Origin of the sequence: Fischerella thermalis PCC 7521, assembly GCF_000317225.1 — a bacterium.
In the GTDB taxonomy this organism is placed as follows: Bacteria; Cyanobacteriota; Cyanobacteriia; order Cyanobacteriales; family Nostocaceae; genus Fischerella; species Fischerella thermalis.
This window is the reverse complement of record NZ_AJLL01000058.1, coordinates 1-16,453: the sequence shown is the minus strand read 5'-3', so window position 1 is coordinate 16,453 and position 16,453 is coordinate 1. Positions and strand designations below refer to the sequence as shown.

The following is a 16,453-nucleotide window of genomic DNA, read 5'->3' as shown; positions in this document are numbered from 1 at the left end:
TTTTAGGCAAATTCTCAAGACAGCACATAATAAGCAAGCACTGATAGAGAAACGCACCTGTGCTATTAACCAATAACTGGTGCTAACCAAACTGGGTAAGCATAAGAATCAACAGCTAATAACCTCTGTTCCAGATAACTACTCAATATCCAATTGGCTGTTGTTTGAAGATTCTCCAATATACGGGCATGATCAGCAAAAGGTGGTTCTTGTGGTTGGGAAGACAGAACTAGACAATGTTGTTCAAACCAAAATTGAATGTTTTCTGGTATTGTACCAGGTTAAAACCAGCGCAGTTCGTAAGTTGTTAGCATCCGTGGGAGAATGAAAAACGACAAATGATACTTGCTTTGTGTTGCTTCCGAGCCAAAGGAATTGAAACAAATGTGGAAACGAATTGCAGTAATTTTGTTACTAGTGTTGAGCTTTAGCTTTACTAACTACGGTACAGCGTCTGCCGCTCTCAGAAGTTTTGTAGACACTAGTGATGGCTATCAATTTTTATATCCTAACGGCTGGGTGCAAGTTAGAGTGACCGATGGCCCAGATGTGGTCTTCCACGATTTAATAGAATTTAGTGAGAATGTTTCTGTGGTAATTAGTCCAGTACCAGAAGCGAAAAGTCTACCAGAATTAGGGACACCAAGTGAAGTAGGATACAAGCTGGCCAAAAATGCCCTTGCTCCCGAAGGCTCAGGACGGACAGCAGAATTAGTCAATGCAGAGCAAGTAGAATCTGACGGCAAAATATATTACAAATTAGAATATTTAATTACGCTTCCCAATAAGCAACAAAGACATAACCTCGCTAGTGTTGCCACCAGTCGAGGTAAGCTTTTTACATTTAATGCCTCAGTACCAGAAAAACGCTGGCGAAAAGTCAAAAATGCGATAGAGGAGTCTGTTGATTCTTTTTCTGTATATTAGGTGTTGATTATTAGTGGTTGGTGGTCGATTGTTAGTAGTTAGTGGTTGTAGAGACGTGCCATGGCACGTCTCTACAGTGGTTAGTAGTTATTTCCCACTCCTCACACTCCCCCACCTTCCCCACCTCCCCCTCCTAAACTATGGGCATTCCAACCTTTGTACTGGCATCTGCTTCTGCGGCGCGACGCCGCTTGTTACAAACTGTTGGTATCGAACCAATAGTTTGCCCCAGTGATTTTGACGAGTCGCAAGTGAAAATCAGTGATCCGGCGCAACTAGTAGAAATTCTGTCTCAACGAAAAGCGGAAACTGTAGCGCCTCGGTTTGAATCAGCTTTAGTTATGGGTTGTGATTCAGTTTTAGCCATTAACGGTGAGATCCACGGTAAACCAACAGATGCTGAGGAAGCGCGCCAACGTTGGCGGGTAATGCAGGGAAGTTTTGGTGATTTATATACTGGTCATACTTTGATCGATAATTTACATCAAAACATTTTAGTCAAGCATCAAGTAACAAGAGTTTACTTTGCCCAACTCAGCGATCGCACTATTGACGCCTACATTACCACGGGTGAACCCCTCAAGTGTGCTGGTGCCTTTGCCTTGGAAGGGCGTGGTGGTTTATTTGTGGAAAAAATCGAAGGTTGTCACAGTAATGTGATTGGACTCAGTTTACCTCTACTACGGCGGATGCTAGAGGAATTGGGGTATGAGGTGGCAGATTTTTGGAATTAGTAATTTGTTGTTAGTTGCTAGTTGTTTGTTTTTGGGTAAAATTAACTACCAACAATCAAACACTAACCAACAACTAATAAGGTTATGATATCTGCCATATTAAATCAGCGAACAGTACCAGCCGCAGTTATCAGATTTATGGTAGGAGACTTATACCCAGTCATAAAACTGATAACTGATCACTGAATAACTGTTAATAACAATGCCCCTGTGAGGAGTTATCTGCTAGTGTCATGTTTATTCTTAAAAGGCAGGATGTTGAAATATCGACCATTCAGCACCCAAAACGGGATCAGCAAGTACCAATTCTCCATTATCAGGGGCAGACCTTCAGATTAATAAGCGTCTTTAAAGCTAGCCAAGAAGAAGAAGCCAAGGCTTTATGGAGAGACTTGACGGATAACAAAGGTAAAGCTTGTATTTTGCTAGAAGAACCGGAACGTTTTAGCGTTTGGGGTAAGATTCGTTTAGATCAGCTTGGTAGTGACACAGGTAGTCATAGCAAAATTGGTATTTTTATCCAAGCTAGTATTTTGCTGTTGCAAGCTGTGTACATGGACATTGAAGACTTTTTGGGTGCTAGACAAGCTGCCGTATTTCAGAAAGAAATGGCCGAAACCTTGCAACAGTGGCAGTTTCCTCAGGTGTCGTCCCCGGAGGGAATCAAATACTTACTCGAAATCGATCCGCTGAGTGTCCCTGTTCCTAATTGGCAAGAACATCATGTTATCACCTTGTTGCAAGATCTGCATCGGTTAGGAAAAGCCTATTTTGGCAATACCAACTTTGCCCATCCCGTAGCTGATAAATTACAAGATATGCCCGAAGGAGAGCGATCGCTATTCATCAGTTGGCTAAATCAGTCTCCACTGAGTAAACTGTGGCATTAATGTATATCAGTGTTTATTGACGTGAGATTCTGGATAGCTGCACAAATTAATTGGCAAAACCCTTGTCATATGGCGTTTATCCCGTAATCTTGCGAACCAAAAACATTGTAGAATACTCTGTCATGGTCAAGGATTATGAGTAGCGTTTACAACAAATCTCAAGGTTCTAAATCTTTATTCACCACTCAAAACATTATTTTGGCTAGCATAGGTTGGGGTGTACTGGCACTATTGTATTTTTTATTGTTTAGTGCCAAGGTTCCAGTAGGAGCAGACTGTGTAGCAAAACTGAGCGCAAAAGCCCAGGAAGCAACAACTTGCCTCAGGCGTGCTGATTGGTATGTTTTTGGCACAAATGTTTTTGAGGCAATGGCTTATCTATCTGCTAGTATTTTATGTCTAAGGAATTGGCGCAGTCAGCAAATTGTTAGCGATCGCAACGTTTGGCTGGCAATTGGTATTGGTATGCTTTCTTATTTCCTGGGAGGGATATTTTTTGGGTATACGGAAATTGTCTTAAAAGAAGAACCTTTTCCGTCATTAGGTGATGTATTTTTTGTAATAACATATCTGTTGCTGGGCGTCGGTATGGTTTTAGCAGTGGCTTCTAGGCGACTGAATTTAGAAACTTCACAGTGGATAATAGTATTGGCAATAGGAGCCTTTGGCAGTGCGTTGGCATGGCTAATTTCCAATCAACCACAGACCGCAGCAGTCCAAGCCCAATATTCTCCTGGGTTAGAAATTGTTGCTTCTGCTTTAAATTGGTTTTACGTGATCAGCGACGTATTGCTGTTAATTATCGCTACTACTCTACTGCTGGCTTTTTGGGGCGGACGAGTTTCTCTTTCTTGGCGTATGATTGCAGCTGCGGCATTTTCGCTCTACATTGCAGATATGTGGTATAAATACGCCACAAATTCGATTCCCAATTATCAAAGTGGAGAAATACTGGAAGTGTTTTGGGTCTGGAGTGGAGTTTTATTTGGTATGGGTGCTGTCTTGGAACACGACGCATCATTAAGCCGTTCCCGTCGAGAACGAGTCAGAAAACGTAGTTAAAAAATTTTTTTGGTGTCCTGCCGTGAGAAAACTAACAGAATCGGATAAACAAGAAATCCTGAAATTATACCGTAAAACTGCTGAAACAACTTCTACTTTAGCAGAACGCTATGACGTGAGTAACTCGACTATTAGTCGCTTACTCAAAAGTACTCTACCAGAAGATGAGTACGAATACCTTGTTTCGTTAAAGCGTGCTGCTAGAACTCCTGAAGGCAAAGCACAGGTAAGTTATGATCACCTGCCGTCCTTTGTGCAGTCACAGCCAGAGATTAAGGAGCAACCACAGCAGGAGGTAACTCCTCTGCAACAAGAGCAACCTACTCCTGTGGTTGCAGCTGACTTGACTGATTCCACCTCCAATAGTAGGAGAGTCAAGCGGCGTTCTTCAGCAGCCAAAGAGACTGCACCACCAGTCGTCAAACAATTAGAACTTTTAGAACCTCAAGCCCAAGAAATCGCAAATATCCCAAGTCCGCTGCTCGAAGATGTACATACAGATACTAAAGCGATCGCGGAGATGCTGGGTGAAGACTTGCTAGACGAGTCAGAAGAGTTAGAAGATTTAGATGAGGAGCTAGAAGAAGACTTTGATGATGAAGAGTTCGAGGAAGAAGAATATCGAGAACGACCACGTTTAGTAGCAAGAGCCAGAACAGGTGACAGTTTTGTACAAGTCTTACCATTATCAGCAGCTAGTTTACCCAGAACCTGTTATTTAGTGATTGATCGTTCCTCAGAATTGATCACCAGACCACTGCGAGAGTTTGGCGACTTGGGATATATTCCCAGTCCAGAAACCCAAGAAAGAACTTTGCCAGTGTTTGATAATCACCGAGTCGCAAAGCGCTTTTCTACCAAACGCGATCGCGTGGTAAAAATTCCTGATAGCAGAATGTTGCATAAGGCCCGCTACCACCTCCAAGCCAAAGGTATCACCCGGCTGTTAATTGATGGTCAGGTTTACTCTTTGTCTTCACTTCAGCAATGAGTCATCAGTTAAACAATGATAGACCCCTCTTGCGCAAATAAAAAGAACCCCTGCCCAACCCTAAACAAAACAGCGCTAGCGTGTACACAGAAGTTGGATTTACCCCCCTTAATTCCCAATATCGCGGGGAAACAAAAGATCCAGCTCCCTCCCCTTGTAAAGGGGAGGGTTAGGGTGGGGGAAAACCAGGATTCATAGTACACCGTAGGAAACGGGGAGGGAGTAAGATTTTACCCCCGAAACGGGAGGACACAAGGGTTGTACTTTCATATGACCCAACAAAAATCACCAATCCCTACCAATCTTTGTGTCCTTTGTGTCCTACCCTGCGGAAGCCGCTGTTGCGTCTATGGGTGTACGCCAGGTGACGCCACGTGCTATAATTTTCGGGGTTTCCCGCAGTCGCTCCTTTATGCCGGGGAAAGAGTCCACCGCACCGACTCACTGCTAACGCGTCTATGTGGTGCGATCGCCTTCATTCTTTTTGAGAAAACTTTTTGGCGGCACACAAACAACAAACCCCCCAACGTTGGAGTTCACCAGGGGGTGTGGGGCATTCACAGTTCGGACAAAGGGGTAAACCCTGTAATCTCCCTTGTATTGCCACTGTCCAGTCTGCAAAAGCCGTATTCGCATCACTGGCAGTAGACTTCACATCATTTTCTATACTAAATTCTTTACCAAGGTAACTGGGATGTTGAAGTGGTGCAGATAACTTGGGTGGCTGATCAACTTGTTTAGCAGAATGCCAGCCAGCAGTCGAAAAGCGAATATCTACCAACGGAGTCGGTAGTACTGCATTTAACTTGACAAGTAGTCGTTGGCGTTCAAAAGTTAAGTTCTGCGCCCAAGCTGCACTAGAAGTTGCCACCCGCAACACGTCACGCTGAAGAGACAATGGACGAGCATGAGCTGCTACTGTTGTTCCTACAACTTCAGACCAACACTTGAGCAAACGTTGAAAAGGTTGCTCCTGTAATTTCGTCTCTAATTGCAGAAGACATAAAATATCATTAATAGATTTAAACGACATCCTAGTTAATGCGTGTCCCAACTCAATTTGGTTGATGCATTAAATATATGCAAATTTACAATAGTGTTGGTACAACTATTTTAATAAATAAAGCAATTAGCGATCGCAATTGGCTTTTTTAGTTTACCTTGTGATTAATCGGGCAGTCTAGGTTTGAGGCAAATAGGCAATGAGTCAAAACCCTCTAGTAGATACGGGTGCAAAATCCTCCAAAACGCCTGAATTAAAGCCAGTACTTGCAGCAGCACTGGCGAGTTTAGAAGTGCAACTAGATCAAGAGTTGGCACGTTATCGGCGCACACGATTCACATACAAGACACTTAGTCAAACTCGTATGGGTGTTTCCACCAGTAGTAAATTCCAACAGATAACAGCTACTCCAACAACGGAAGTTAAAATCCCATCACCAGTTACCAACAGTAGTGAGGAAATATCCTTAACCCAGTTTTCCACCACTGTACCATCAACACCCAAGCCAGAGACACAACAGCTTCCAGGACCGATCCAGGAAGAAACTGCACAACAGTACACTTCCAAAATGCCCTCTACACCTGCACCCAATTCTGCCAGTATTGTGCCTGCATTCATTAAAACAAATCAAAGTGACAATCTCGTTAAGCCCGAAAGCAACCCCAAACCACCTGATGACTATTTAGAATCATCAGAAGCGCTACTGCGAAGTTTGACAGAAGAACAATCACCAACCCAAAAGCGGAATAATTCCAATGACAGTCTGCTTTCGCCTTTGGGTATAGGCTCGATGCTGTTGATGTTGATGGCGAGTCTTAGCCTTGGTTATGCAGTCTTTAATCCAAAAAGTTTGCCAAATTTGAGCCTTGGCAGTTTATTTAAAAAAAATACTCCTGACAATCAAACAACAACCGCCAACAACCAACCAGTAACCACCACAGTTGCTGAACCAGAACTGACACCCATACCCAAATTTCCCAATCTCGCAAATAGCGAATTTCCAGAAGTCAAAGACCCCAATGATGTTGTTGCTTTAACACCAAAACCTAAGCCAACACCCATAGCTGTATCTACTCCAATTGCTACTCAAAATCCGACAGTTGCACCCACAAAAAACACTATTGAGACTATGGAGGCGCAACCGACATTCTCCCCAACTCCATCACCAACTGTTGCTGCTAGTACCCCCGCCACCCCCACTCCAACTCCAACTCTGCAAAATATCGATGATCCAGGAATAAAACCATCGAGAGATGGATTCTTTCACATATTTACAGATAATCAAGATGAAAAAAGCTTGGCTAAAGTACGGCAAGTAGTTCCTGATGCTTATTTATCCAAAGATAAAAAAGCGATTTATCTAGGAGCTTTCAAAACCAAAGAACAAGTTAAAAAGCAGATGCAATTTTTACAAAGCAAAGGAATTACAGCCAAAGTAGAGTAGCCTGATTGAAGATGGGGTGTAGGAAAATAGGGGTGTAGGCAAAACCACCGTGACAATGTAGATGGAGGGCGAGATGGGACTAATTGACCGGATTGGGCAGGTAATTCGTGCTAACATCAACAGTTTAGTTGGATCTGCGGAAGATCCAGAAAAAGTTCTGGAAAAAACCGTTTTGGAAATGCAGGATAATCTGGTGCAACTGCGCCAGGCTATAGCCGCGGCGATCGCTAGCCAAAAACGTACAGAACGGCAAGCAGCGCAAGCCCAATCCGCAGCTCTTGAATGGTATCGTCGCGCCCAATTAGCATTACAACAAGGTAACGAAACTCTAGCACGGGAAGCCCTCACCAAACGTCGCGCTTACCAAGAAACAGCCACAGCCCTTCTTCATCAAATAGAAGAGCAAAGCAGTGTTGTCGCTAGACTCAAAAAAGATATGCGATCGCTAGAGCTAAAAATTACTGAACTCAAAACTAAAAAAGATATGTATATTGCTCGCGCTCGTTCTGCTGAAGCGAGCGTCAAATTGCAAGAATTGCTGGAAGGCGTTTCTGGAACAAGCAGCTTGAATGCTTTTGAGCGCATGGAAGAAAAAGTTCTACAACTAGAAGCACAAAAAGAAGCAATTGCCGTTACAGGAACAGATGAATTAGAAAAACGATTTGCAAAACTAGAATCGGAAGTAGATGCTGATCTGTTAGAGATGAAAGCACAATTACCCAGTAGTCAAGGAAATACACAATCATCACCACAACAATTACCCCAAAGTGAGAATTAACCGAGATTGGGCAATTTGCAAGTTAAAAGCATATCTTAAGAATAAGGGTCTAAAGGATGAAGTGTGAAATGTGAAGAATGAAGTATGAAGTATTAATTTTAATCCTTCTAGCTTCTGACTTCTGTTTTTGAGGAGCTGTGATGCGTAAAGCCCATACATGTACTAATACTAAATTAGGAGAACTGAATTATTCCGAAAAGATTAAATTTAAATAAGTAGAGTAAAAAAGCTAACTTCCCAAAGTCGCGCGTAAATCTCTCAAAGGAAAAACAAAGTTATGGGATTATTTGATCGCATTAGGCGAGTAGTCAGCGCCAACCTCAACGATTTAGTAAGTAAAGCCGAAGATCCCGAAAAAATGCTAGAACAAGCGATCCTGGAAATGCAGGAAGACTTAGTTCAGCTACGCCAGGGAGTAGCTCAGGCGATCGCGGCTCAAAAACGCACCGAAAAACAATACAACGATGCTCAAAATGAAATAAACAAATGGCAACGTAACGCTCAACTCGCCCTGCAAAAAGGTGATGAAAATCTGGCACGTCAAGCTTTGGAGCGTAAAAAGACTTTTACCGAGTCAGGAAATGCTCTCAAAGCCAGCTTAGAACAGCAAACCGCTCAAGTCGAAAGTCTCAAGCGAAACCTCATCCAGCTAGAAAGCAAAATTTCTGAAGCTAAAACCAAGAAAGAAATGCTCAAAGCTCGGATCACTGCTGCTAAAGCTCAAGAGCAGCTCGAAGGTATGGTACGCGGTATGAATACCTCCTCAGCGATGGCAGCGTTTGAGCGTATGGAAGAAAAAGTTTTGATGCAAGAAGCCCGCGCTCAATCAGCAGCTGAGTTGGCTGGTTCAGACTTAGAACACCAATTTGCGGCTTTGGAATCTAGCAGCGACGTTGACGATGAATTGGCTGCTTTGAAAGCTTCCCTTGCTCCTGCCAATCCTCCAAATCAACAAGCACTACCACCCCAAGAATCTACCACTAACACACAGCAAGCAAATACTTCCACATCTAACAATGAAGTGGTTGATGCTGAGTTAGAAGCGCTACGCAAGCAAATAGACCAGATGTAACACCTTGATCATAATTTTGAAATTAATCCCACACCTTTTTGGATGTGGGATTTTGCGTCAAGGTTTTATTGAAAAAAATTTGTTGCCAAAATTTTGTGTATTTGTCAACATGTGTTTGTTAATAAATATCAATAATTAATAGTCAGGAAGAACTATTGAATATTGACTATGGATGATTGACTACTTTGGGATAGAGTAATTTTGTGTGTCAGCTGATAACGATACCACCATTAGGAGACTGGAATGAGTAAGGGTGTCAAAACCATAACTGATGCTGAGTTTGAAACCGAAGTTTTGCAAGCCGAGGAGCCAGTATTAGTTTACTTTTGGGCTTCTTGGTGTGGTCCTTGTCAATTGATGAGTCCACTAGTGAATCTTGCTGCTAATACTTATAGCGATCGCTTAAAAGTAGTAAAAATGGAAATCGACCCCAATCCACTTACTGTTAAGCAATACCAGGTAGAAGGGGTTCCAGCTATTAGGCTTATTCAAGGTAACAATATCTTGGCATCTGCTGAAGGAGTCATGGGTAAGGAGAAATTAATTAGTTTCCTAGATACTCACTTAAACTAGTCAATAGTCCAAAGTCAATAGTCAATAGTCCAGCGTCAAAAGGCATTGACCACTGACACTTGACAATTGACACTTGACACTTGACACTTGACTACAATGGAATTTGCCAAACGGTTACAACCCCTACAATCCAACGTATTCGCCGAGATGGATAAAGCCAAAGCTAAAGCTTTGGCTGCTGGACGGCGATTAATCGATTTATCTTTAGGATCTGCGGATCTGCCAGCCCCATCACACGTAGTGGATGCGATCGCCCAGTCTCTGTATGATCACAGTACCCACGGTTACTTGTTATTTCATGGCACGCAAGCTTTCCGTCAAGCTGCTGCCCAATGGTACGAGCAAAAATTTGGCATTGCTGTAGATCCAGAAACAGAAGTACTACCACTGATCGGTTCTCAAGAAGGCACTGCCCATTTACCTTTGGCAGTCCTTAACCCAGGGGATTTTGCTCTTTTACTCGATCCGGGTTATCCTTCTCATGCTGGCGGAGTTTACTTAGCTAGTGGTCAAATTTACCCAATGCCACTACGAGCAGAAAATGATTTTTTACCAGTTTTTGCTGACATTCCCGCCCCTGTCTTAGCACAAGCACGGATGATGGTGTTAAGCTATCCACACAATCCTACCAGCGCGATCGCCCCATTCTCTTTCTTTAAAGAAGCTGTCGCCTTTTGTCAGCAACACAACCTCATTCTTGTTCACGATTTCCCCTACGTTGATTTAGTTTTTGAGGAAAAAGAAATAGGAAATTCCAGAGAAATCCCCAATCGCAAATCTCTTGTCCCTTCGATTCTCCAAGCAGATCCAGAAAAAACCGTCTCAATCGAATTTTTTACTCTTTCCAAGTCTTATAACATGGGTGGCTTTCGGATTGGCTACGCAATTGGGAATCCTAAATTGATTAATGCTTTGCGTCAAGTGAAAGCAGCAGTTGATTTTAACCAATATCGTGGTATTCTGAACGGTGCGATCGCTGCTTTAGTGGGACCACAAGATATAGTTAAAACTTCAGTTGAGAAATTTCGTCAGCGTCGGGATGCTTTCGTTAATGCTTTACATCGCATTGATTGGCATGTTCCTATACCCAAAGCCACAATGTATGTTTGGGCAAAGTTACCAGAACCGTGGAGTCAAAATTCTATGGAATTTTGTACCCAACTAGTTGAAAACACGGGAGTGGCTATCTCTCCCGGTGCAGGTTTCGGCAAATTTGGAGAAGGCTATGTCCGCTTTGCCTTGGTACATGAACCACCCATACTAGAAACTGCTGTAAGTAGAATTGCTGAATTCCTATAGCTAATTTTACTCCCCAAATTGCCATGCCGCTTGAAAAAACTCTTGCTCATACAACATGGCATAGCGATAAGTCGAGTGGACTGGAGTAGAAGCAGTTGCAAAACGATCCACTAGACTTTCTAACTGTTGCACTAATGACAGAAAATCTGAGCTACTGTAAGTACGAATCCAGTCTGTGTATTGATGCTCGCCAATGCCATCTTCAGCCAATTTTTCTCCCAAAAAAGCATATAGACGCATACAGGGAGACATAGCAGTCGTAATTAAACCCACATCTCCACCCCAAGCAGTAGCTAGCAAAAAGTCTGTATAGTGACGTGTTGTTGCGCCTGGTTGTACAGAACGTAAATCAACTCCCCACTTAGTAGCATAGCCTTCATGCAGCCGTAGTTCTTGCAATACACCAGCAGCTAAATCATGAAATGTCATAAATGCTTCCCAATCAGGCGCTTTCGCTGCGGCGACACTGTAAGCACGGGCAAAAGCTTCTAAGAAAAAAGCATCTTGCCCCACATAGTAAGCAAATTTCGCTGATGGCAGCGTACCATAAGCAATCCCTTGGACAAAAGGATGTAGTAAACAAGCTTGTGCTATGTCTTGATTTGCTTCCCACAATTGGTTAGAAATGGTCATTTGTTGGTTGTTGGTTGCTGGTTGGTTGTTGATTGTTGGTTTTTGTACCAGACGTGCCATGGCACGTCTGTACATTAGTTAGTGGTTAGTTGTTGCTTTTTCTTCCTTGTCTCCCTTGTCCTCCCCACCTCCGCTTCTACTTAAAAAGGCAGAAACTGAAGCAACAATGAAGTCACACTTCCAAAAAAGTCCATAAAACTGGGTTTACCAGGATCTAACCGCGCTGTTTGGGGCGTTTGTAGTTGTTTGATAAAAGCTTGTGCTGTTCGTATTCCATCACCATCGTTTTGATTAGTAAACAGTTTTTCTGCGGCTTGGGCGTCTTGAAAAGCACCTTGTTTATCAAAGAGCTGATAACGAGCCACTGCACGAGCCAAGTAAGCACCAGCATAATCTGATTTGAGTGCGATCGCTTGATTAAAATATTCTAACGCCCGTTGTTGATTACCTTTTTGCACTTCTGCAACACCCCAAGCATAAAATTCCTCTGGTTTAGCAATTTGTAACGGGATACCATAAGCGCCCTGCAAGTTAGCGCCGTTGAGATTCACACCAGTCAAATCTGCATTGATTAGATAAGTACTTCTCAAGTCTGCACCCATGAGAATTGCCCCTGTCAGCTTAGTACCACTTAGATTTACACCAAATAAACTAGCACCGCTCAAGTCTGCACCAGCTAAATTCGCACCACTTAAGTTAGCACGACTGAGATTAGCACCACTAAGATTAGCTCCTTGAAGATTTGCCTTACTCAAATCAGCCATCACTAACCCCGCACCGCTAAGGTCACAGTTTTGACACTGCTTAGTGGCTAATAACTGTCTGATGTGTTCTGAATTTGCAGCTAAGACAGTTGGATGAAAGCTGATTGAAGCTGTAAATGTTGCTATAGCTAGGATTTGGCTTTTCATATTGGTGTGGCAATATTTGTTACTTATATTGAATACTCAACCTTACCGTAGACACATTTATACTTCAGGTGAGTTTTTTCGGCCAACCCCAGCTTTAGAATGAAACCTCACCCCGTCCTATCAGACGAGAGGGGCTATTCGCACAAAAGGCTTTCTTACAAATCAAAGTAATTTACTCTATTGCTAAAGTTTTTATCTACAAACATTAGCCTTAATAACTTAAATATTTAATGTTTAAATAAACAGAATTTTATTGCAATAAAATAAAGGGGAAATTGAAGAGCTAAAAGCCTTACTCATTAACCTTTCCCCTTAGAAACCTTGGTTTAATATTGCTAAACTACCACCAGATTCTATTACCTTCTTCATCTACTCTTGCTTGTCGAATGACATCAGAAATTTCTTCTGCATCTTTAACATGGTGGAGTGCTTTTTTTCACCATCAGGCTCTTCCACTATAAAGTAGGTAGGAACTTTGATGTGGTCTCCTGTGATGTCAGGAGAATCAACAGCGACTTGTTGACTTTTTTCTTCGATTGTTTGAGGTTCATCAGCAATGCGATCGCCTGGATTTGCTGTTAAACTTATTTCCTTGACGTTTGGCTCTTCCTGGGAATGCCAATCTTCACTTACCGGTTGATTGATTTGATTTTCTTTTTGGTCTTTCATAGTAAAAATTTTTGTGTTTTTTATTGATTCCTTACTATGACCACTGTAGTCAATCAAAATCTTGATTTGCTCCTTCGCCAGGAGTAATCTCAGTTTATGTACATTGGTATAAATATCGTAGTTTGTAGCCAATAGATAATGACTTGTTGCTCTTTATTGCTAGATTTTTCTCAACAAGTATAAACAAATGACTAATGTACAGACTGATTTAGCTTATGATAGTTAGAGGCTGGGATAATGAAATATTTACCAAAACCAGTCCCTACCAACCAGTAATTGCTAATCTAATTTTGAAAATAGATAAATAGTAAAGAATACCTATCATTCTTCTAAGGATAGAAGATTTTGTCATAAAATCTAACTCATTCAGAGATAAATTTAGTTAAAATTTTGTATATTTTTCCAATTGGATAAAAAATGCCAGATTTTGAGCAATCTCTACAATCATTGGCTGATGGCAAGCTGTCTTGGCAGCAAGTCCCGGAACAATTCACGCATTCGATGAGCAAAGACCAAGAGCGAGCAATGGTGCTTCAGCTTGCCGATGGTCGCATTCAAGCCTGTAACCCTGAATCGGAGCGGATTTTAGGACTAACGGCAGAGCAGCTCATTGGGCGTAATTGGCTGGATGCACCGTGGCAAGCCATTAATGTAGATAGTTCTCCTTTTTCTCAGGAAAATCATCCATTTATGGTTGCCCTTACCACAGGTAAATCCTGTTTGAATGTTGTGATGGGATTGTATCAGCCCCATGGTGAGCTTGTCTGGCTACTTGTGAACTCACAACCTTTGTTCTTACCAGGAAAAACTAAACCTTATAGTATTGTCACAACTTTTACTGAGATTACAGTCACATCAAATCTAGAATCAGTTTTAGAAATGCATGAAGTTGCTTTAGCAACTGCCTTAAAAGAAAATCCAAATATTACAGAGCGACGGCGTACAGAAACTGCCTTACGGCAAAGTAATGAACGATTTGAACTAGCTGCTGCGGCTGCAAATTGCCTAATTTACGATTGGGATAAGAAAAGTGATTTTGTAAACAGAACTCAAGGTTTAACTGAACTTTTGGGTTACACGCTAGACGAAGTTGAACCAACCTCAGCATGGTGGCGATCACTTATTCATCCTGATGATCTGCCACAAGCCGAACAGGAACTTACAGAAAGTCTAGCCCAGGGAGACCGTTTTTGCACCCAGTATCGAGTCCGTCATCAAGATGGTTACTATCTGTGGGTAGAAGACCGGGGATTAGCAGTTCGAGATCATAGTCATCAGATTATCAGGATAGTTGGCATCACCACTGATATCAGCGATCGCAAACAAACAGAAGCAGACTTACGCGAAAGTGAAGAACGCATTCGCCTAGCCACCGCAGCAGCAGAGTTAGGAATGTGGTTTTGGGATCTGACCACCGACGAATTAGTATGGACTGCCAAATGCAAGCAACTGTTTGGACTTGCATCTAATACACAAATAAGCTACGAGGTATTTCTTAATTCTCTGCATCCAGATGATCGCCACTTTACCCATGAAGCAGTGATGCAAACTTTGGAAGGCAAGGTTGATTATGATGTTGAGTACCGCGTCATTTGGCCTAACGGTAGTTTACGTTGGATCGCAGCCAAAGGTCGATGCTTGTATGATCGCACAGGCAAAGCAGTGCGGATGATGGGTACTGCCCAAGATATTACTGAGCGCAAACACACAGAGGAAGCCCTACGTCAAAGCGAAGAACGCTACAGAATGCTGAGTGAAGGTATTCCCGAAATGGTTTGGACAACCAACGCCCAAGGTTTGACTGATTATACAAATCAGCGTTGGTGTGAATATTCGGGGCTTACTCTCGAAGAAACTGTGGGAACTGGTTGGCACAAAGTACTGCATCCAGACGACTTACCAACTACCATACAACGCTGGAAACAATCTTTGCAAACTGGAACTCCCTATGATAACGAACAGCGTTTCAAAAGAGCCAGTGATGGCACATATCGTTGGCATTTAGTGAGAGCTTATCCCCTCACAGACAATCAAGGAAACATTATCAAATGGTTTGGCACTTGTACTGATATTCACGACCAAAAACAAATAGAACAACAACGCGCTCACCTGTTAGAGTTGGAACAAGCAGCCCGTGCAGAAGCAGAAGCTGCTAACCGCGTCAAAGATCAGTTTCTAGCCATTCTTTCTCACGAATTGCGATCGCCCCTCAACCCCATTCTTGGTTGGACAAAATTACTCAGAAATCGCAAGCTAGATCCAACAGCCACAGATCGTGCCTTAGACACCATCGAACGCAATGCTAAACTACAGATTCAACTAATTGATGACCTACTAGATGTTTCCCGCATACTCCGAGGTAAACTCAGCCTCAATTTAGCCATCGTCAACCTAACAACAGTAATTGATGCCGCATTAGAAACCGTGCAACTAGCCGCACAAACCAAAAAAATTCAACTTGAGTACATACCTCCAGATGCAGAGGACACAGGGACAAGGGAGACAAAGGGGAATGTAAGCAAAAGTTTCTCCACATCTTCCATTCTCGTTCAGGGCGACTCAAATCGCTTGCAGCAAGTCATTGGCAACTTACTTTCCAATGCAGTTAAATTTACACCCAGTGGCGGTAGGGTAGAAGTGCGCTTAGAAGTAGTCAACGATGGGGAGATGGGGGGAACAATATCACCCCACCACCCCACCACCCCACCACCCCATCACAAAAACCGCTACGCCCAAATCACAGTCACAGACACAGGTATGGGTATTTCTTCCGAATTTCTACCCCACGTCTTTGAATACTTTCGCCAAGCAGATAGCAGTACCACTAGAAAATTTGGGGGATTAGGACTAGGATTAGCAATAGTCCGCCATCTAGTCGAATTGCACAGCGGTGTCGTCACCGCCGATAGCCCAGGAGAAGGACAAGGAGCCACATTTACCGTAAAATTGCCCCTCATAGAACAACAAGGAGAAGGTAGAGAAAAAGACACAGAACAACAATCAAACAAACTTACCTCCTCCTACCTCGCAGGACTGCGGATACTAGTAGTAGACGATAACCCAGACACACGCAATTTTCTTGATTATTGTTTAAAAGAATATGGAGCAACAGTAACTGTTGCTAGTTCAGCAAACCAAGCTCTCACAGCCTTAGCACAATTGCAGCATGACTTATTAATCAGTGATATCGGCATGCCTGAGGTAGACGGCTACAGTTTGATAGAGCAAATCAGAACCCTGCCTCCAGAACAGCGTGGAAACATCCCAGCGATCGCATTGACTGCCTACGCTGCAGATAGCGATCGCTCCCGACTATTAGCAGCAGGTTTCCAAGCCCACATTGCCAAACCAGTCGATATAGATCAATTATTGTTAGCGATCGCAGATTTGTGTCGCACAAAAAATAATTAAAAAATTCTTTGTGTCTTGGAGTCTTAGTGGTTGTGATTTTTCACCACCAAGGCACG

14 protein-coding genes and 1 pseudogene are annotated in these 16,453 nt (G+C 42.7%); 11 read left to right on the top strand and 4 right to left on the bottom strand.

The features are described 5' to 3' along the window. Positions 1-384: 384 nt before the first annotated feature. The 5 genes from psbP to UYK_RS0112205 all read left to right on the top strand — a co-directional run bounded on the left by psbP (position 385) and on the right by UYK_RS0112205 (position 4,604). On the top strand, positions 385-927 hold the full coding sequence (gene psbP, locus UYK_RS0112225) for a photosystem II reaction center PsbP (RefSeq protein WP_009458976.1): 543 nt from the start codon (positions 385-387) through the stop codon (positions 925-927). Between the two features lie 140 nt (positions 928-1,067). Then, the gene (locus tag UYK_RS0112220) at positions 1,068-1,661 is read left to right on the top strand and encodes a Maf family protein (protein ID WP_016871478.1); all 594 of its coding nucleotides are present in this window, start codon (positions 1,068-1,070) and stop codon (positions 1,659-1,661) included. Positions 1,662-1,894: 233 nt separating this feature from the next. Further along, on the top strand, positions 1,895-2,551 hold the full coding sequence (locus UYK_RS0112215) for an Npun_F0813 family protein (RefSeq protein ID WP_009458979.1): 657 nt from the start codon (positions 1,895-1,897) through the stop codon (positions 2,549-2,551). 135 nt (positions 2,552-2,686) lie between these two features. Beyond that, on the top strand, positions 2,687-3,613 hold the full coding sequence (locus tag UYK_RS0112210) for a hypothetical protein (RefSeq protein ID WP_009458981.1): 927 nt from the start codon (positions 2,687-2,689) through the stop codon (positions 3,611-3,613). A 22-nt stretch (positions 3,614-3,635) separates the two neighbouring features. Beyond that, complete coding sequence (locus UYK_RS0112205; RefSeq protein WP_009458983.1) at positions 3,636-4,604, top strand: hypothetical protein; 969 nt, start codon at positions 3,636-3,638, stop codon at positions 4,602-4,604. Positions 4,605-5,079: 475 nt separating this feature from the next. Here UYK_RS0112205 and UYK_RS0112200 read toward each other — a convergent pair whose 3' ends face one another. Beyond that, the gene (locus tag UYK_RS0112200) at positions 5,080-5,637 is read right to left on the bottom strand and encodes a DciA family protein (protein WP_009458985.1); all 558 of its coding nucleotides are present in this window, start codon (positions 5,635-5,637) and stop codon (positions 5,080-5,082) included. Between the two features lie 169 nt (positions 5,638-5,806). On the opposite strand from UYK_RS0112200, the gene UYK_RS0112195 reads away from it, so the two are divergent. From UYK_RS0112195 to UYK_RS0112175, 5 genes are all read left to right on the top strand, one after another. Beyond that, positions 5,807-7,051 carry a hypothetical protein gene (locus UYK_RS0112195; protein WP_009458986.1) on the top strand — a complete coding sequence of 415 codons (1,245 nt, stop codon included), beginning with the start codon at positions 5,807-5,809 and terminating at the stop codon, positions 7,049-7,051. A 73-nt stretch (positions 7,052-7,124) separates the two neighbouring features. Next, the gene (locus UYK_RS0112190; protein WP_026086446.1) at positions 7,125-7,829 is read left to right on the top strand and encodes a PspA/IM30 family protein; all 705 of its coding nucleotides are present in this window, start codon (positions 7,125-7,127) and stop codon (positions 7,827-7,829) included. 277 nt (positions 7,830-8,106) lie between these two features. Next, positions 8,107-8,901, top strand: coding sequence for a PspA/IM30 family protein (locus UYK_RS0112185; RefSeq protein WP_016871476.1), 795 nt, complete (start codon positions 8,107-8,109; stop codon positions 8,899-8,901). A 243-nt stretch (positions 8,902-9,144) separates the two neighbouring features. Beyond that, a complete protein-coding gene (locus UYK_RS0112180; protein ID WP_009458992.1) occupies positions 9,145-9,474 on the top strand; it encodes a thioredoxin family protein in 330 nt (109 codons plus the stop codon). A gap of 96 nt (positions 9,475-9,570) precedes the next feature. Continuing rightward, positions 9,571-10,773, top strand: coding sequence for an LL-diaminopimelate aminotransferase (locus UYK_RS0112175; protein ID WP_009458994.1), 1,203 nt, complete (start codon positions 9,571-9,573; stop codon positions 10,771-10,773). 6 nt (positions 10,774-10,779) lie between these two features. Here the strand turns inward: UYK_RS0112175 and UYK_RS0112170 are convergent, their stop codons facing one another. From UYK_RS0112170 to UYK_RS24210, 3 genes and pseudogenes are all read right to left on the bottom strand, one after another. Beyond that, positions 10,780-11,406, bottom strand: a complete 627-nt coding sequence (locus UYK_RS0112170) for a TenA family protein (RefSeq protein ID WP_026086445.1) — start codon at positions 11,404-11,406, stop codon at positions 10,780-10,782. 140 nt (positions 11,407-11,546) lie between these two features. Then, the gene (locus UYK_RS0112165) at positions 11,547-12,317 is read right to left on the bottom strand and encodes a pentapeptide repeat-containing protein (RefSeq protein WP_009458998.1); all 771 of its coding nucleotides are present in this window, start codon (positions 12,315-12,317) and stop codon (positions 11,547-11,549) included. 340 nt (positions 12,318-12,657) lie between these two features. Then, positions 12,658-12,986: pseudogene (locus UYK_RS24210) on the bottom strand (hypothetical protein). A 417-nt stretch (positions 12,987-13,403) separates the two neighbouring features. Between UYK_RS24210 and UYK_RS0112155 the strand changes: the two are divergent. Beyond that, on the top strand, positions 13,404-16,397 hold the full coding sequence (locus UYK_RS0112155; RefSeq protein WP_009459002.1) for a PAS domain-containing protein: 2,994 nt from the start codon (positions 13,404-13,406) through the stop codon (positions 16,395-16,397). Positions 16,398-16,453 lie beyond the last annotated feature (56 nt).